At 61.0% G+C, this 15,653-nt stretch carries 16 protein-coding genes and 2 pseudogenes; 16 read left to right on the top strand and 2 right to left on the bottom strand.

Annotated features, from left to right (window positions below):
• Nucleotides 1-32: 32 nt before the first annotated feature.
• A complete protein-coding gene (locus ACVIHF_RS01315; protein WP_253610571.1) occupies nucleotides 33-197 on the bottom strand; it encodes a hypothetical protein in 165 nt (54 codons plus the stop codon).
• Nucleotides 198-553: 356 nt separating this feature from the next.
• On the opposite strand from ACVIHF_RS01315, the gene ACVIHF_RS01310 reads away from it, so the two are divergent.
• The 3 genes and pseudogenes from ACVIHF_RS01310 to ACVIHF_RS01300 all read left to right on the top strand — a co-directional run bounded on the left by ACVIHF_RS01310 (nucleotide 554) and on the right by ACVIHF_RS01300 (nucleotide 3,062).
• Nucleotides 554-1,759, top strand: a complete 1,206-nt coding sequence (locus tag ACVIHF_RS01310) for an IS4 family transposase (RefSeq protein WP_253610570.1) — start codon at nucleotides 554-556, stop codon at nucleotides 1,757-1,759.
• Between the two features lie 347 nt (nucleotides 1,760-2,106).
• Nucleotides 2,107-2,808, top strand: a pseudogene (locus tag ACVIHF_RS01305) (TrbI/VirB10 family protein); the annotation flags it as partial.
• Complete coding sequence (locus ACVIHF_RS01300) at nucleotides 2,805-3,062, top strand: DUF2274 domain-containing protein (RefSeq protein ID WP_253610568.1); 258 nt, start codon at nucleotides 2,805-2,807, stop codon at nucleotides 3,060-3,062. The pseudogene ACVIHF_RS01305 and the gene ACVIHF_RS01300, both read left to right, overlap by 4 nt.
• Here the strand turns inward: ACVIHF_RS01300 and ACVIHF_RS01295 are convergent.
• Complete coding sequence (locus ACVIHF_RS01295) at nucleotides 3,026-3,943, bottom strand: LysR family transcriptional regulator (RefSeq protein ID WP_253610567.1); 918 nt, start codon at nucleotides 3,941-3,943, stop codon at nucleotides 3,026-3,028. The two genes, ACVIHF_RS01300 and ACVIHF_RS01295, sit on opposite strands and share 37 nt — an antisense overlap.
• 1,660 nt (nucleotides 3,944-5,603) lie before the next feature.
• Between ACVIHF_RS01295 and ACVIHF_RS01290 the strand changes: the two are divergent.
• The 13 genes and pseudogenes from ACVIHF_RS01290 to ACVIHF_RS01230 all read left to right on the top strand — a co-directional run.
• Nucleotides 5,604-5,801: pseudogene (locus ACVIHF_RS01290) on the top strand (enoyl-CoA hydratase/isomerase family protein); the annotation flags it as partial.
• A 323-nt stretch (nucleotides 5,802-6,124) separates the two neighbouring features.
• Nucleotides 6,125-6,247 (top strand): hypothetical protein, encoded by a 123-nt coding sequence (locus ACVIHF_RS01285; protein WP_375167196.1) that lies wholly within the window; start codon nucleotides 6,125-6,127, stop codon nucleotides 6,245-6,247.
• A complete protein-coding gene (locus tag ACVIHF_RS01280; RefSeq protein WP_253610662.1) occupies nucleotides 6,247-7,581 on the top strand; it encodes an acyclic terpene utilization AtuA family protein in 1,335 nt (444 codons plus the stop codon). The genes ACVIHF_RS01285 and ACVIHF_RS01280 overlap by 1 nt, the downstream gene beginning before the upstream one ends.
• A 3-nt stretch (nucleotides 7,582-7,584) precedes the next feature.
• On the top strand, nucleotides 7,585-7,911 hold the full coding sequence (locus ACVIHF_RS01275) for an AtuA-related protein (RefSeq protein WP_253610564.1): 327 nt from the start codon (nucleotides 7,585-7,587) through the stop codon (nucleotides 7,909-7,911).
• A gap of 154 nt (nucleotides 7,912-8,065) precedes the next feature.
• Nucleotides 8,066-9,289, top strand: coding sequence for a CaiB/BaiF CoA transferase family protein (locus ACVIHF_RS01270; RefSeq protein ID WP_253610563.1), 1,224 nt, complete (start codon nucleotides 8,066-8,068; stop codon nucleotides 9,287-9,289).
• Nucleotides 9,290-9,317: 28 nt separating this feature from the next.
• Nucleotides 9,318-10,085, top strand: coding sequence for an enoyl-CoA hydratase/isomerase family protein (locus tag ACVIHF_RS01265; protein WP_253610562.1), 768 nt, complete (start codon nucleotides 9,318-9,320; stop codon nucleotides 10,083-10,085).
• A gap of 13 nt (nucleotides 10,086-10,098) precedes the next feature.
• Nucleotides 10,099-11,886 (top strand): acyclic terpene utilization AtuA family protein, encoded by a 1,788-nt coding sequence (locus ACVIHF_RS01260; RefSeq protein ID WP_253610560.1) that lies wholly within the window; start codon nucleotides 10,099-10,101, stop codon nucleotides 11,884-11,886.
• A gap of 155 nt (nucleotides 11,887-12,041) precedes the next feature.
• Nucleotides 12,042-12,176: a hypothetical protein gene (locus ACVIHF_RS01255; protein ID WP_256559089.1), complete on the top strand. Its 135-nt coding sequence runs from the start codon at nucleotides 12,042-12,044 to the stop codon at nucleotides 12,174-12,176.
• Nucleotides 12,177-12,266: 90 nt separating this feature from the next.
• Nucleotides 12,267-12,488 carry a CoA transferase gene (locus ACVIHF_RS01250; protein WP_253610660.1) on the top strand — a complete coding sequence of 74 codons (222 nt, stop codon included), beginning with the start codon at nucleotides 12,267-12,269 and terminating at the stop codon, nucleotides 12,486-12,488.
• 103 nt (nucleotides 12,489-12,591) lie between these two features.
• On the top strand, nucleotides 12,592-12,840 hold the full coding sequence (locus tag ACVIHF_RS01245; protein WP_256559088.1) for an MFS transporter: 249 nt from the start codon (nucleotides 12,592-12,594) through the stop codon (nucleotides 12,838-12,840).
• Nucleotides 12,794-13,330 (top strand): MFS transporter, encoded by a 537-nt coding sequence (locus ACVIHF_RS01240; RefSeq protein WP_375167162.1) that lies wholly within the window; start codon nucleotides 12,794-12,796, stop codon nucleotides 13,328-13,330. The genes ACVIHF_RS01245 and ACVIHF_RS01240 overlap by 47 nt, the downstream gene beginning before the upstream one ends.
• A complete protein-coding gene (locus tag ACVIHF_RS01235; RefSeq protein WP_253610559.1) occupies nucleotides 13,327-14,124 on the top strand; it encodes a cupin domain-containing protein in 798 nt (265 codons plus the stop codon). The genes ACVIHF_RS01240 and ACVIHF_RS01235 overlap by 4 nt, the downstream gene beginning before the upstream one ends.
• Before the next feature lie 147 nt (nucleotides 14,125-14,271).
• The gene (locus ACVIHF_RS01230) at nucleotides 14,272-15,603 is read left to right on the top strand and encodes an MFS transporter (RefSeq protein ID WP_253610558.1); all 1,332 of its coding nucleotides are present in this window, start codon (nucleotides 14,272-14,274) and stop codon (nucleotides 15,601-15,603) included.
• The last annotated feature ends 50 nt before the right edge of the window (nucleotides 15,604-15,653 follow it).

Raw genomic sequence — 15,653 nt, 5'->3', positions numbered from 1 at the left:
CTGTCCGAACGAACGGTCTGCGTTCGTCGCAATCATTTCTCGACGTTCCAGAACACCGGCATCGGGGTATTGAGGAAACCCTTCAGGCTCTTCTTGAAGGCGATCGGCGAAAAGAACTTGCCAAGCGGCACAACTGGAAGGTTCGCCGCTGAAAGCTTCTGAAGTGTGTCAATCGAGCTTTTAGCGGCCTCTACCATCAGGGTGGATCGCGTTGTTATCAGGAAGACATCGATGTCGATACTACATTTCAGGCGACCGCTGACAAGGCTGAGCCAGGACGAGGTCGCGGCCGAAGCGGACCTGACCAGGCAAACTATTGTCCGGCTGGAACAAGACACATCTTCGGCTCAAGAGCGCACGCTCCGCAACGTGCGACCAGTGTTCGAGGCGCGGGGCGTTCAGTTCTTGTTCCGCGATGGTCTGGGGGTAGGCATCTTTCAATTACCCACATTTGACGTCGGATTTGAGCGAGGCGCGGCGGGCGAAACCTTGAATCGGTAGAATCTGTTGTGATTCCTTGTTGAGCACCTGATTCGGAAGCGCGGGGTGCTCGATGGGCTTGGTGAAGGGACGCACGGGGGCGCGTGCTCAGCGATTGACGACTGGTATCGAGACGTGGGTTGATCAGGAAGTTGCGGGATGCGAGTTTAAGGATGAGCGGCTTGGTCGCCGGTTCTGCAAATTGCTCGCACAAATCGGGAGCGACATGGGTCAAAGCATCCCGTTGGTTTGTCAGGATTGGGCCAACACGAAGGCCGCCTATCGCTTCCTCTCCAACGAACGGGTCAACGAGGCGGATATTCTTTGCGGTCATTTCGAGGCGACGCGCGGGCGCGTAGCGGCGACGGAGGGACCGATCCTCGTCCTCCATGACACGACGGACTTCAGCTTCAAGCGCGAGAAGCCGGACCTGATCGGCTTTACGGGCAAGACGGCAGGACGCACACAGTGCGGCATCCTGATGCATTCGAGTCTCGCCGTAACGACCGAGGGGCTTCCGCTCGGACTGTCGGCAATCAAGTTCTGGACCCGCAAGAAGTTCAAGGGGACGACGGCGCTGAAGCGAAAGATCAATCCGACACGAGTGCCGATCGAGCAGAAGGAGAGCATCCGCTGGCTCGAGAATTTACGGCAATCGACCGACCTTCTCGCTGCCCCTGAACGACGCGTTCATATTGGTGATCGCGAGAGCGACATCTATGAGCTGTTTTGCCTGGCCGAGGAGGTTGGAACGCATTTTTTGGTGCGAACCTGTGTTGATCGGCTTGCCGGGGACGGCAATCATACAATTGCCGACGAAATGGACGAGGTTACGATCAAGGGTCTGCATCGGATCAAGGTCAAGGACGACAAAGGCGATCCCGACGACGCCGTTCTTGAGATCAGGTACCGCAAGATATGCGTCCTGCCGCCGATCGGCAAACAGACGAAATATCCCGCACTCACTCTGACCGTGATCCATGCTCAAGAGCGGGGAAGGCCGAAGCGGCGAAAGAAAATCGAGTGGAAGCTCCTCACCGATCTCCCGGTCCGATCGCGCAAGGATGCCATCAAGAAGATCGAATGGTACGCGTTGAGGTGGAAGATCGAAGTCTTCCATAAGATCCTCAAATCTGGCTGCAAAGCAGAGGACTCAAAATTGCGAACTGCTGAGCGTCTGGTCAATCTGGTCGCGGTCTTCTGCATTGTGAGTTGGCGCGTCTTCTGGATGACGATGCTCAATCGCTCCTCACCGAATGCCGTACCGCAACGGCGCTGACGGATCCCGAAATCAGGCTTCTTGATCATTTTGTGAAAGACGGATTGCTCTCGACGAAGCACGCTCTCGCACTATGTCGTCAAGATCGCGCGGCTCGGAGGATATTTAGGCCGAGCCACCGATCCGCCTCCAGGAAATACCGTGATCTGGCGCGGACTATCGCGGCTGACCGACATCGAACTGGGAGCTGCGATCGAGGCAACAATTATGGGTAATTGAAAGCAAGCTGAGGCCGTCAGGCGGCGTGGTTCCATGGCATAAGCGCGTCGATTTGGCTGCTCGGCCAGCCGTTGGCTATTCGCGAGTCATCGAGGGCACGCGGCAATCGCTCGCGATCGGCTTCGGCGGCGCCGGCCGCGACACCACCCGTTGACGCCGGATCCGCCCAGAACATGTAGGACCGCAAGACAGCCTTCCTCAACGCCTCGACGGACAAGCGCACGGTCAGTCCGGACCGGCTCGAGGCCAAGGTCTCGCCTTATGTTGTGCAGGCGGGCACCGTGATCCCGGCGGCGCTCATCACGGGCTTCCGCTCCGATCTGCCCGGGCTGATCAGCGCGCAGATTACCGAAGCGGTCTATGATCGCCCGTCCGGCAAATATCTTCTGATCCCGCAAGGTGCGAAGCTGATCGGCCAGTATGATAGTTCCGTCGCGTTCGGCCAGAGCCGAATTCTCCTGGTCTGGACCCGCATCATCATGCCCGACGGCAACTCGATCGTGCTGGAGCGCCAGCCCGGCGCCGACACCGGTGGTTATGCTGGACTCGAGGACAAGGTCGACAACCATTGGGGCATGCCGTTCAAGGCCGCCGTTCTCTCGACGCTGCTCAGCGTCGGAGCCGAGGCGGGCACGAACCAGAATGAGAACAACCTTGTTCAGGCGATCCGCAGCGGCGCGTCCAACAGCGTCAGCCAGACCAGGCCGCAGATCGTGCAGCGCCAGCTCAACATCCAGCCGACGCTGACCATCCGGCCAGGTTTCCCGGTGCGTGTCATTATCACGCGCGACTTGGTGCTGGCGCCCTACGCGAAGGGAGGAGGGCCGTGACGAAGCTTGAGCTTGGACCACTCGAAGACGACAAGCCGGTAAAGCTCACGATCGAGCTGCCGGCGGCAGTCGTCAGGGATCTCAAAAGCTATGCCGAGATCCTGACGCGTAGCGGAGCAGCGACGACACCGACCGAACCCGCTAAATTGATCGCGCCGATGATCGAGCGTTTCATGGCAACCGATCGCGCCTTTGCCAAGGCATGGCGAAATGCTGCTCAGCCCGCACCTGGATCAGCCGAGAGGTCCGGATAGCGCTCGCGAAGCAGGTCGAGGAGCGGACGCAGCGATGGATTGCAGTTTGTCCGCTGCCAGTAGGCGCGGAAGCTCAACCGGGTCGGACCGTCGCCATCATGCACCTCGCGGAAGGTGACGCCCGGATAGGCCGCACCGGTCGCACCCTCGAATGCCAGCAGGATACCCCAGCCCGCGCCGACCAAGGTGAGGAGGCGGTCGAGCGCCACATCATGCCGAAGCAGCCGGCAAGGATCGGACCCTCCCATTTTGCTGATGAAGAGCTCGTGGAATTCCGATGCCGGGCCGCGCTGTGACAATAGAAGCGCTTCCTCCCTCAGTTCGCCCCAGTGCACCACATCACGTTCTGTCAGCGGACGGTTTTTGGGGAGAGCGACGACAACACGTTCGCTCCAGAGCAATAATGACTTGTCGCTCCAGCTTGGGATAGGTTCGGCCACGAAGGCGATGTCAATCGCCGAGCTGGCGAGGTCAGAGATCAGGTGGTCTCTCGAGCCGTCGACCAGATGCGTCTCGACATCGGGGAAGCGGTGCCGGTGGTCGAGGAGGGTGGCCCGGAGATTGCCGGTTGAAAATGAAACGTTGACTCCGATGGTCAATCGACCGCATTCGCCGCGCGAACGGCTCTTGACACGAACCGTGATCGCTTCCGTCTCATCCACGATGCGCCGGGCGGCATCGAGGAATTGCTGTCCCTCGATGGTCGGTCGCGTGCCGCCGTTGGTGCACTCGAAGAGAATGACGCCCAGTTTGTATTCGAGATTGCGCAGGCGGCGACTAAGCGTCGACTGCTTGATTCTGAGCGTCTCTGCCGCTTGGCGCAAGCTCCGGTGTTGGGACGCGATAATTGCCCAGCGCAGTTCTCGCAATTCCACTGGCACGGTTGAAACCTGGTGAGTTGCCGACGACTAGAGTCTTCCCTATCGTAGAGATTGGCCACGGAGGCACCAGTCATAGACTTGCCACGAGCGCCGGTGTGGGGCTGTTCGATCAGCGTCAGGACCTCGGCGTCGAGGAGCTCGCCGCCGCGGCCATTCGCCAGGCCTTCCTTTCTCGGCAGATCGTTCCAGGAAACTGTTTATCGAGCGACGATCAATCGATCTTGTCGGACTGGGGTAGATGCAGTCCATGCAAAAGTCGTGATCGTTGGAATCACAGCAAGAGCAGTCTAACTGCATTTTTGGTACAACACAGTGCGATAAAATTCGTCGTGGCGCTTTATGACTTCCTCGATAGTAAATTTGAGGACTCTCCCTTTGCGTCAAGGACGACGCTGTCGCATTGAACACGCAGAATTTAGGTAGGTGCGTCCGCCAGTCGTCGGGGTCTTGAGAACTGCGCTGTTTCCCGACTTCGATCCGCCGCCGCTCGCTGCCTTGAATTTTTAAACCAGATGGGTGCACTTAAACGCTCCGCGAGCATATAGATCAAGATCGTGATGCTATCGATGCTCTGACAACTCTCCGACACTGCTGTGCGCATGCCGTCACTAGCTTGATAGCAGACTTATTCCACCTCTTTGATGATTTTTGGCGTATCGGGGAGCGGGCTGCACGTGCACTTGGATTTCGACGGTTCGCGTATTTTGGATGGCGCTCCTTCGCACCTCTTCTGATTTCGTCATACCCAAAGTAACTGGACCGACTATTATTTCGGTGAAGGCTACCAAGATGTTGATCCGGTCCTACATCGCGCGCCTGGCGCCAGTGCCTCGCATGGGCATCTCGCGGCGGGACGATGGAAGAGCTAGGCGTAATTCTCGATATCAGGTCAGGAGCCGTAAAGTTTCATCTGGATAGTGCGCAGAAGATTCTGGCTGCTTCACGCTGTCGCGCTGCCCGTTCGTCTCGGCCTGTTGCCATAGCGGCGGGATCCGTGTGACGCAATTGTTAGCCGCGATCAAAATTCCAAAGAGTTGTGACGCCCTCCGGGACACGGATGAGTGCCGCTGCACGCGGCTGCATCGACTCGTGCTTATGCCGCCCAGTGTGTGAACTTGATTGTTAAAAATGCAAAGCCAAGGATGTACGCGAATGCCGTCGACCGGTCGAAATTTGGGCAAACAGATATAGTTGAACGCGTACTCCTGCTGAAGTTCGAGGAGTAGCACTGCGCAGCGCGACGTACGGAGCGGGTCTACGTAGTGGACTCTCAATCATGAACGGATACCGAGCCGATCAGGCAGGGGGATAGGTTCCTCTTGTCACGTTGGATTGACTGCATTGGCTTGCAAAATCGAACAGCTGACCGCGAAAAAATGAACGAATCTACGAACACCCAACGTTGATCTGTGCGAGAGACTATGCGTTGAATGAGTGCGGGCATTGGCCGAAGAAACGTTGGGCGGGTTCATGTCTGGAAATGCCGCTGGTTTGGTGGCCGATAATCGGTATGTCGCTTCGTCTAGCCTGAAATTCGACTATGCAGGTGTATCACCCTCCGTTGAGACGTTCTTGCGTAGTCAGGCCAATCGTATTCGTAGGCAATGTGCCAGCTCGATAATTCAAATCGGCAAAGCGCTTCTCGAAGTACACGCGCGACAAACCGTTGATCGCGGCCGTCGAAGGCTGCGCCTATGGTGGAGGCTTTGGCCTGGCTCTGCTGGCAGATCTGATCGTTGCAGGCGATACCGCGCGCTTCTGCATGTCCTTTGCCCGGGTAGGCCTTGTCCCCGACTCCGCGTCGCTTTACACATTGCCGCGCGTCGACGGCGCGCAGCGCGCCAAGGAGTCATCGTGACAGAGGTTGTCGCCGCAGGCCACGCCCTGGCCTCGTGCACTGTACTTGGCCGCGACCCTATCGCAAGCCTCCTCGACGGCGACGGCGCTCACCAAGACCGCGATCAACAACTCACTCTCATCGGACCTGCGTTCGTTGCTGGAGTTCGAGGCTGCAGCGCAGTGCGTGGCCTTCTGCTCCGACTTCCACCGCCAAGCCGTCGCACGGTTCCTCGCCAAACAGCCCAGTCAATTCCGCTGGCCGCCGTCAAAGGAGACGGCCAAGTGAATGGATGTTCCGGGCCTCTGTCGGGCATCGAGGTGCGCGATCTCGCGACCGTGTTCATGGGGCCCTTGACCAAGCAGATGATGGGCGACGTTGGCGCCAACCTCATCAAGGTGGAGGCGCCCAGTGCAGAGGCAACGCAGGGCGCGAACGGGGCCGTTCGGGATGGGAGGCTTCCTTAATGCGCACAATCAGGATCGGATCGGGTGCGGGTTATTCCGGCGATCGTATTGAGCCCGCGGTCGAACTCGCCGAAAAGGGCGAGCTCGACTACCTGGTTTTCGAGTGCCTCGCCGAGCGGACCATCGCCCTGGCGCAACAGGTCCGGATGAAGGATCCACAAAGTGGCTTCGACCCCTTGCTGGTCGCTCGCATGCAAGCCGTTCTGCCGATCTGCCACGCGAATAGGATTCGGGTTGTCACCAATATGGGCGCGGCCAATCCCGTCGGTGCGGCGGAGGCGACGCGGGAGGTCGCCCGCCAGCTCGGCCTGCATGGGCTGAAGATCGCCGCGGTGACCGGAGACGATGTCCTGGCGACAGCACGCGCAAGCGATCTGACGCTGGAAGATGGGAGCAAGCTCTCTGCGCTCGGGAACCGGATCGTGTCGGTCAACGCCTATACCGGCGCAAGGCCGATCGCCGAAGCTTTGGCGAGCGGCGCGGATGTCGTGATCACGGGTCGGGCGGCCGATCCCGCCCTGTTTCTGGGGCCGCTCGTCCACGAGTTCGGCTGGACCCTGGACGATTGGGACCTGCTCGGCAAGGGCACGGTGGCAGGTCACTTGCTGGAATGCGCGGGCCAGATCACCGGCGGTTATTTCGCCGATCCCGGGCCGAAGGATATTCCGGGCCTCGCGCGACTCGGATTTCCGATCGGCGAGGTGCGCGAGGACGGCGAACTGGTCGTCACCAAGGTGGAAGGCTCGGGTGGCCGCGTGACGCCCGCCACGGTGAAAGAGCAACTCCTCTACGAGATTCATGATCCGGCCTTGTACTATCAGCCGGACGTCATCGCGGATTTTTCTCAAGTGCGCGTCGAGGAGATCGGGCTTGATCGCGTCCGCGTGACGGGCGGCCGCGGCAAACCGAAAACGGGATTCCTCAAGGCATCAGTTGGTTACATCGACAGCTATATCGGCGAGGGGCAGATGTCTTATGCAGGTCCAGGCGCTGTCGAGCGCGGCCGCCTGGCGCTCGAGATTGTGCGCGAGCGGCTCGACATCATCGGCGTTCAGTCCACCGAACGGCGCTTCGACCTGATCGGCGTCAATGCGATGCACGGCGACGAACTTTCACAGAGCCGCGAGCCCTACGAGGTGCGCGCACGCGTCGTCGGCCGCACCGGAAGCCTGGCCGAAGCGATCAAGATTGGCAATGAGGTCGAGACGCTTGGCACGAACGGGCCCGCCGCTGGCGGAGGCGCCTGGAAATCGGCGCGCGAAGTCGTCGCGGTTGCCGCGACGCTGGTGCCCGAAGGCGCGGCGCAGCCGAACATTTCCATCCTGGAGGCTTGAGCGATGAAACTGCGCGCACTCGCCCATTCGCGCACCGGCGACAAGGGCGATACCTCCAACATTTCCGTCATCGCGTTCCGGGACGAGGACTACCCCTTCCTGTGCGCGCACGTCACGGCAGAGCGGGTGAAAGAGCACTTTCGCGAGATCGTGAAGGGTGAGGTGATCCGCTACGAACTGCCGGCAATCTCGGCGCTGAACTTCGTACTCAGAGGGGCGCTGGGCGGCGGCGTGACGCGCTCCCTTGCCCTCGACGGTCACGGAAAGGGCCTTAGCTCCGCCTTGCTTGACCTCGAATTGCCGAAGCGAGGCACAAGGGAGGGCGCATGAAAAGCCAAAAACTGGTTTTGGGGTGTATGACCCGCGTCCTGCGGGCCGGCAAGTCCTTGCAGGCAGCCGGCGCACCTTAAGGCTGAAGAGTGGCTCGTACGACACACGAAACCTCCATTGACCCAATGAATGACAAAGACACGGATGGCAAGACATGAGGAAAGATGAGACTGCCGGCCCGCTGGCCGGTGTGAAGGTTGTGGACATCACAGCGGTATTCATGGGGCCCTCGGCCACGCAGATGCTGGCCGACCTCGGCGCCGACGTGATCAAGGTGGAGTCGAAAGGGGGGGACAGCACACGTGGCATCGGCCCGTGCGGCGGCCAGAAAATGGGGCCGCTCTTCCTGGGGTTGAACCGCAATAAGCGCAGCATTGTGCTGGACCTGAAGGCGCCGGCGGGGCTCGAGGCTCTGCTGCGCCTTGTAAAGGATGCAGACCTGCTGGCGTACAACGTGCGTCCCCGGGCCATGAAGCGCCTCGGGCTGGACTATGAGTCGCTGGCGAAGATCAATCCGCGCCTGGTCTACGTCGGCATGTTCGGCTTCTCCCAGCGTGGCCGCTATGCACCGCAGGCAGCGTTCGACGACCTGATCCAGGCCGCGACCGCACTGCCGCTCGCCGTCTCGATGGGGAGCGGCGACATTCCGCGCTATCTACCCCTCACTATCGCCGACCGGTCGGTTGGTCTCTATGCGTTCGGCGTGATTTGCGCCGCGCTCTATTCCCAGGCGCGCACCGGGAAGGGGCAGCGCGTGGATGTGCCAATGTTCGAGACCATGGTGCCCTATGTGATGGGCGACCATCTCTATGGTGAGACCTTCATTCCGGCCAAGGACGGTTTCGGTTACCCGCGCCTGCTTTCGCGGGAGCGCCGCCCGTACAAGACAAAGGACGGGCATGTGTGCTGCCTGATCTATCACGATCACCATTGGCGCGCCTTCCTCAAGGTGATCGGCAAGCCTGACCTGTATGACGCCGATCCGCGCTTTGCCACCATCACCACCCGCACCGCGCATATCACCGATCTATATTCCATGGTCAGCGACGAACTGGCCAAGCGCACCACGGACGAGTGGCGTACGGCGCTGAGGGACGCGGACATACCGGTCTTCCCGATGCACACCTTCGAGTCCCTGCTCGAAGATCCGCATCTGAAGGACGTCGGCTTCTTCACCGAGTCCGATCATCCCGCCGTCGGCCGTATCCGCGAGATGGCGGTGCCGAGCGAATGGCACGGCACACCGCCGCAGATGCGCCGCCATGCGCCCCGCCTGGGCGAACATAGCCGGGATGTGCTGCGCGAAGCTGGCTACGATGATGCCGCCATCGATGTGATGATGGCGTCGGGTGTGTCGACGGAAGCTGGCGCGGCATAACAACCAGAGATCGACGCGAGAGGCCAATATGGATGAAGAACTCCTGAGCGACGTGCGCGGCGCGGTCCTCTATCTGACCATCAATCGACCAGAGCGCCGCAACGCGGTGAATCCGACAGTGCTCGCGGGGCTGCGTGATGGCATCGAGAGCGCCAATAGCGACGGCAACATACGCGCCGTGGTTATCACTGGTGCGGGAGACCGGGCCTTCTGCGCCGGTGCCGATTTACAAACGGGAAAGTCGTTCGCATTCGACTATTCCGAGCCCTATCAGGGCTTGGCTGATCTATTCCGCTGTGCCCGCAGGTCGACAGTGCCGCTGATCGCCCGTGTTAACGGCGCCTGCATGGCTGGGGGCATGGGACTGATGGCTATGTGCGATATGGCGGTGGCCAGCGAGCACGCAATTTTTGGACTGCCTGAAGTCAAGGTAGGCGTGTTCCCGGCACAAGTGCTCAGCGTGCTGCAGTGCCTGGTACCGCGCCGGGTGCTTAACGAGCTGTGCCTGTGTGGCGAGCCGCTCTCCGCCCGGGATGCCTTGTCCGCTGGGCTAATCAATCACGTCAGCGACGATCTCGACGCCAACCTCGACTGGTTGTTGGGCCGTTTGCTGAACAAGTCGCCTGCGGCTGTTCGACGTGGTCTCTACACCCTCAAGCATTCGGAGGACATGCCTTTTGAACAGTCGATGGCCTTCAACGAAAGCCAGATCGGACTGCTCGCGGTGACAGAAGATGCACGCGAAGGTCAATTGGCCTTCCGCGAGAAACGCCAGCCCAATTGGACGGGCAAATAAGGAGGATACATCGATGAGCGGGAAAACGGTACGCATCGGCGGTGCCTCAGGCTTCTGGGGTGACAGCAGCGTCGGTGCGCCGCAACTGGTCCGCCATGGCGACATCAATTATCTGGTGTTTGACTACCTGGCGGAGCTGACCATGTCGATTCTCGCGGCAGCCCGGCTGCGCAAGCCAGAACTTGGCTATGCCACCGACTTCGTGACGGTCACGATGAAGAGTCTGCTTCCGGAGATCGCCGCGCGCGGCATCCGCGTTATCAGCAACGCAGGTGGCATGAACCCGCAAGGCTGCGCGCAGGCCGTCGCGGAGCTGGCTAAAGAATACGGCCTGAGCTTGCGAATCGCCGTGGTGGAAGGCGACGATGTAATGCCGCTGCTACCCACGTTGCGAGAAGCCGGCGTGCGCGACCTGCAGAAGGGCCGCCCGCTGCCGGACAAGGTAGTCAGCGCCAACGCCTATTTGGGCGCGCTGCCGATCAAGCAGGCGCTCGACCAGGGCGCACAGATCGTCATTACGGGGCGTTGCGTGGACAGCGCCGTCACGATCGGCGCGCTGATGCACGAGTTTGGCTGGCAACGAGATGACTACGACCGCTTGGCGCAGGGTACCCTGGCCGGTCACATCATCGAGTGCGGCTGCCAGGCCACGGGCGGCCTGCATACCGACTGGGAAAGCGTGCCAGACTGGCCCAACATCGGCTATCCGGTGGTGGAATGCCGGGCCGACGGGACTTTCCTGGTGGGCAAACCGCCAGCGACAGGTGGATTGGTCAATACTGCAACTGTCGGCGAGCAGGTGCTCTATGAGATCCACGACCCTTCTGCTTATCTGCTGCCGGACGTGACGTGCGACTTCACGCAGGTCAGGCTGCGGCAAGCTGGCCCGAACCTGGTGGAAGTGAGCGGCGCACGGGGGCGTGCGCCTGGCGGCGCCTACAAGGTCAGCGCCACCTTCGTCGAGGGCTATCGCTGCGACGCGCAGCTTACCATCGTCGGCATTGATGCGGCGGCCAAGGCGGAGCGTACGGCTGCGGCGATACTAGAGCGTACGCGCAAGCTCTTCGAAGAAAATGGCTGGGGCGACTACACGCGCACTCGGATCGAAGCGCTCGGTGCAGAGTCTTGTTTTGGGCCGCACGCTGCCACGCGTCACACCCGCGAAGCAGTGATGCGCTTGGCCGTGATGCATTCCCAAAAGGCGGCGTTGGAATTGTTTGCCCGCGAAATTGCAGCGACGGGAACGAGCTGGTCGCCCGGCACGACCGGAATGGGTGGTCGCTCCCGCCCGTCGCCATCGATCCGGCAGTATGCCCTTCTGCTCGACAAGGGCGCGCTGGCCCCAACAGTTGTCATGGACGGCGTGCGCACGGCAGTGTCGATTCCGACGGGCGGGCCGGCGATTCCTGAGCCGGCATCTACGCCGGCGCAGGTTACGCACGAAAGCGCCAGCCAGCCCACGCAAGACACCGTTGAAGTTCCCCTAATCCGCCTCGCCTACGGTCGCAGCGGCGACAAGGGCGATACCTCCAACATCGGGCTCATCGCACGCCGGCCGGAATATTTGCCTCTTCTCCGCGCTGAGGTAACCGCGGCGCGCGTCGCCGAATGGCTGGGTCATCTGGTGGAAGGGCCTGTGACCCGCTACGACCTGCCCGGCTTCGATGCAATGAACTTTGTTTGTGAGTCAGCCCTCGATGGCGGCGGCATGGCATCGCTGCGCAATGACTCACTCGGCAAAGGCATGGCACAGATTCTGTTGACGATGCCGGTGCGGGTACCGCGAGGCGTATTGTCATGACCACGGGGTCCGGCGAATGCGGCCAGGCAACGACGGTGGCGCGCTTCCCGACGTCGCCTCCAGCGTCGTCACCCGCTGTCGCCAACCGGCGAGCATACAGAAGATCGCTTCGGGCGCACCGCTGGCCGTTCAGGACAAGCGTCGGACTCTTAGCGGTGGCCTTGCCGATGAAGTGCGCGGCGCTCGAGCGTGAACTGAACTGTCAGTTAGCGCACATAGGCAGCGCCGACTTCCGGGAGGGCATCAAGGCCGCGGCCGAACGCCGCGAGCCGGCGCTTGCCGGCCAGTGAGCTCCACCCAAAGGACAGGAAACACCCGATGACCGACGCCACAACCGTTACTGCCACTGCGTCCGTTCCAGAGGGGCCGCTTACGGCGTTATCGACCTGAGCCGCGTCTTTGCGGGACTGTGGTGCGCGCAGATCCTGGCCGAACATCGCGCTGACGTGATCAAGGTCGAAGTGCCTGCAGGCGACGAAACCCGCGATTTGGGCGCCAAGCTGCCTGGTGACCGGTCGAGCTACCGCGGGAGCCCAGGTATGACGGCGGGCGAGCAGGAAATTCTGTGCGACCTGCGCGCGGCGACGCCCCGCGCGGCATAGACCCAATACAGGGAGACGAGTATGTCACCGCATCGACGTTCACAGGCTGGCCGACGAGGCCAAGTTCAACCAGTTTCACGCCACCGTCCTGGCTTGGATCTTCTTGATCGTCGTGCTGGATGGCTACGACCTCGCCGTTTCGGGGATCGCCTTGCCGGGCATCATGAAGGAGATGGGTGTCGAAGCCACCAAGGCAGGGTTCATGGTGAGCTCCGCGTTGTTCGGCATGATGTTCGGCGCGATGGGCCTCGGCGTGCTCGGCGACAAGCTTGGCCGCCGCTGGGGCATTGCGCTCTGCGCTCTGCGTGCTGCTGTTCAGCGCCTTTACCGCAGCTGCGGGATTCGCCCGTGATCCAATCACCTTCAGCGTGCTGCGGTTCATCGCGGGCCTCGGTATCGGTGGTGTATTGCCGCTGTGTGTCGCGCACCTGACCGAATACGCGCCGGCCGGCGTCCGTGCGCGCCTCGTCACGATCGCGGCGGTCGGCTATTCGGTCGGCGGCGACATTTCGGCGCTGCTCGGCAAGGCGCTCCTGGGATCCTATGGCTGGCAAGCGGTGTTCTTCGCTGCCGGTGCGCCGATCGTGCTGATCCCGTTCATTTTGAGATTCGTTCCTGAGTTGCTGCAGTTCCTGCTCAAGAAAAAGCGCGATGCCGAGGTGCGCCGGATCGTCGGCAAACTTGCGCCCGGCCTGCAGTTGCAGGCGCAGGAGCAGGAGCAGGAGCAGTTTGTTGTCCCGCACGAAGACGAGGCGGCGCCGATCGGCAGGCTGTTCGAGGGCGGCCGCGCATTTAGCACGCTGATGGATTCTGCAGTCCAACAAGAACAGGAGATAGCGTGACGTCATCCTACGTACGACGGGCCGCCGATGCAGTCGTCTATTCGCCGGCGAACCATACGGGCATCGCCAATCAGCGCATCATCAGCAGGGAAACCGTCGGTGCATCCAGGATCGAAGTACTGATCGGCACCATCGCACCAGGGCACGGGGCGCTGCCGCATGCCCATCCCAATCTGGAGCAAGCTAGTTACGTGTTTTCTGGAAAAGGCCTTGCCCAGACGCCGGGCAAGCAGCAGATGCTGGACGCGGGTGGCTGGAGCTTCAGCCCCTTGGGCGTCTTTCATCGCTTTGAAGTCACGAGCGACGTGCCGGTGCGGCTCATGGTGATCTATGCGCCGCCATACAGCGAGAACCCGAATGCCGCCGTCGTCGTAACCGGCCTGGACGATCAACGTTGGCAGGCCGGTGCGAGCGGAGACGATATCAAGGACATCGAAGCCGCCGCTCTGCCTTACTACCGGCACGCACTCGCAAAGCCGATTGTGACAGGCCGAACCGTCAACGCCCGTTTTCTTGAGATTCATGACGTGGAAATCGCAGCCGATGGCGGTGTTGCGCCGCACTCGCTGCCGGAAATAGAGCAGGTTCTTTTTGTGAAGAACGGAGCCATCCGAGGACGGATCAACGGACAGGAGTTCGCTGCGGTCGCACAGGAATGGGTCTTCGTACCCGAAGGCGCGGAGTTCAGTTTCGATGCCGACCGCGCATCCTGCGGGATTTTCGTCATCCGTGCAGGCGACCCTCTGCAGGGCCAAGAGCTTGGCGCAGGTCGCTCAGGCCTTGGCCGATCATAACTCGGGGCGTGTCATTGCCGGTCACTCACCGGTTGAGACCGCACGCACGCCGGCACCGTTACCGGCGCCGCTGTACTTCGAGCGGGTCGCCCCATTCGTTGGAAGTGACCAGAGCAAAAACAACCACCAGGGAATCAGGAGACATTCATGGAGCAAGGACCAATGTTGGAGGTTGCGGCAACACATCGTTCGCAGGCGTTGCCCGCGGAGACTGCCGGACTGACTGGATCGCAGATCAAGATGCTCGGCATCGCGATGCTGGGAGGTGCGTTTGAATACTACGAGTTCATCGTCTTCGGATTCATGGTTCCAACGCTCAGCCAGGTGTTTTTCTCCGATTCAACCGAGCGATGGCTGAGCATCCTGCAGACGCTCGCGGTCTTCGCCGTGGGCTACCTCGTCAGACCCATCGGAGGGATCATCCTTTCGTCGCTGGGCGATCGATTGGGCCGCAAGCGCATGTTCATGGTCACCTTGGTTCTGATGGCCACACCCACGTTGTTTGTCGGCCTGCTCCCCACCTATGCGCAGATCGGCGCGTTTGCGCCGTTGCTGCTGCTTGTATGCCGGCTGTGCCAAGGTCTGGCAATGGGCGCGGAAATCCCTTCGGCACTGACGTTCGTCGTTGAGCATGTGCCCGAGCGTCGCAGCGGATTGGCCATCGGGCTCATGGGTTCCGGGTTGTCAGCCGGCCTGCTGCTCGGGATCATGGTGGTGTCCGTGGTCAGTCACGCGTTCTCCAAAGATGAGATCCTGGCTTATGCATGGCGGGCACCGTTTGTGCTGGGCGGCGTATGCGGCCTGCTATCGGTCGCGTTGCGGAGATTCGCACACGAAACACCGGTTTTTGCCGAGATGGCCGCTCGCAAAAGCTTGAATAAGGCCATGCCGCTACGAGGAATCTTGACGACGGCCCGCTGGGAACTGCTGATCGGCCTGCTCGCGAGCCTAATCGGCAACGGGATTGTCCAAACAGCAATTCTGTTCCCTACCACATACTTTCAGACGGAGATGCATTTTTCCGCAGCGACCGTGCATACAGCCCAAGCGGCATTGATTGCGGTGAGCATTTTTTCGCTACCGTTGAGTGGCTGGATGATGGATCGATTCAGCTGGACCACATGTATCGCCGTCACGGCAACCGTGCTTGTTGCAGCCCTGGTCAACGTCTATGCCGCGCCGACGGAGCATAACATTCTCGTCAATATGGCGCTGATGGGCATTCCCGGCGCGCTGCCGATCATGTTGAACAATCACACGGTCGGCGTGTTTCCTGCCCAGATCCGGATCACGGGGATTGCGGCCGCACACAATATCGCCACTGCGGTCGCAGGCGGAACGCTGCCGATCCTGATGGGATTGCTGGCTCACTTCGATCCACGCGCCTTGATCTATGTTCCTGCCGCCTTTGCCATCATCGCGCTCGCAATCACGCCAGTCGCGACTCGATATCGCAAGCCGCTGGCGTTCCAAGCGTGAAAGGCCATCGCCAACTTGAGCTAAGGGCCATTTGCCGCGCCGCAAATCCA

Source organism: Bradyrhizobium sp. USDA 4506 (assembly GCF_054058795.1).
This window is presented reverse-complemented; position numbering and strand designations above follow the sequence as displayed.

What these genes read in the sequence shown, in the direction of transcription:
- ACVIHF_RS01310 (WP_253610570.1), top strand. Translation starts at nt 554, where the DNA reads ATGGGCTTGGTGAAGGGACGCACGGGGGCGCGTGCTCAGCGATTGACG.
- ACVIHF_RS01285 (WP_375167196.1), top strand. Translation starts at nt 6,125, where the DNA reads ATGGGGCCCTTGACCAAGCAGATGATGGGCGACGTTGGCGCCAACCTC.
- ACVIHF_RS01280 (WP_253610662.1), top strand. Translation starts at nt 6,247, where the DNA reads ATGCGCACAATCAGGATCGGATCGGGTGCGGGTTATTCCGGCGATCGT.
- ACVIHF_RS01260 (WP_253610560.1), top strand. Translation starts at nt 10,099, where the DNA reads ATGAGCGGGAAAACGGTACGCATCGGCGGTGCCTCAGGCTTCTGGGGT.
- ACVIHF_RS01265 (WP_253610562.1), top strand. Translation starts at nt 9,318, where the DNA reads ATGGATGAAGAACTCCTGAGCGACGTGCGCGGCGCGGTCCTCTATCTG.
- ACVIHF_RS01275 (WP_253610564.1), top strand. Translation starts at nt 7,585, where the DNA reads ATGAAACTGCGCGCACTCGCCCATTCGCGCACCGGCGACAAGGGCGAT.
- ACVIHF_RS01315 (WP_253610571.1), bottom strand. Translation starts at nt 197, where the DNA reads ATGGTAGAGGCCGCTAAAAGCTCGATTGACACACTTCAGAAGCTTTCA.
- ACVIHF_RS01230 (WP_253610558.1), top strand. Translation starts at nt 14,272, where the DNA reads ATGGAGCAAGGACCAATGTTGGAGGTTGCGGCAACACATCGTTCGCAG.
- ACVIHF_RS01270 (WP_253610563.1), top strand. Translation starts at nt 8,066, where the DNA reads ATGAGGAAAGATGAGACTGCCGGCCCGCTGGCCGGTGTGAAGGTTGTG.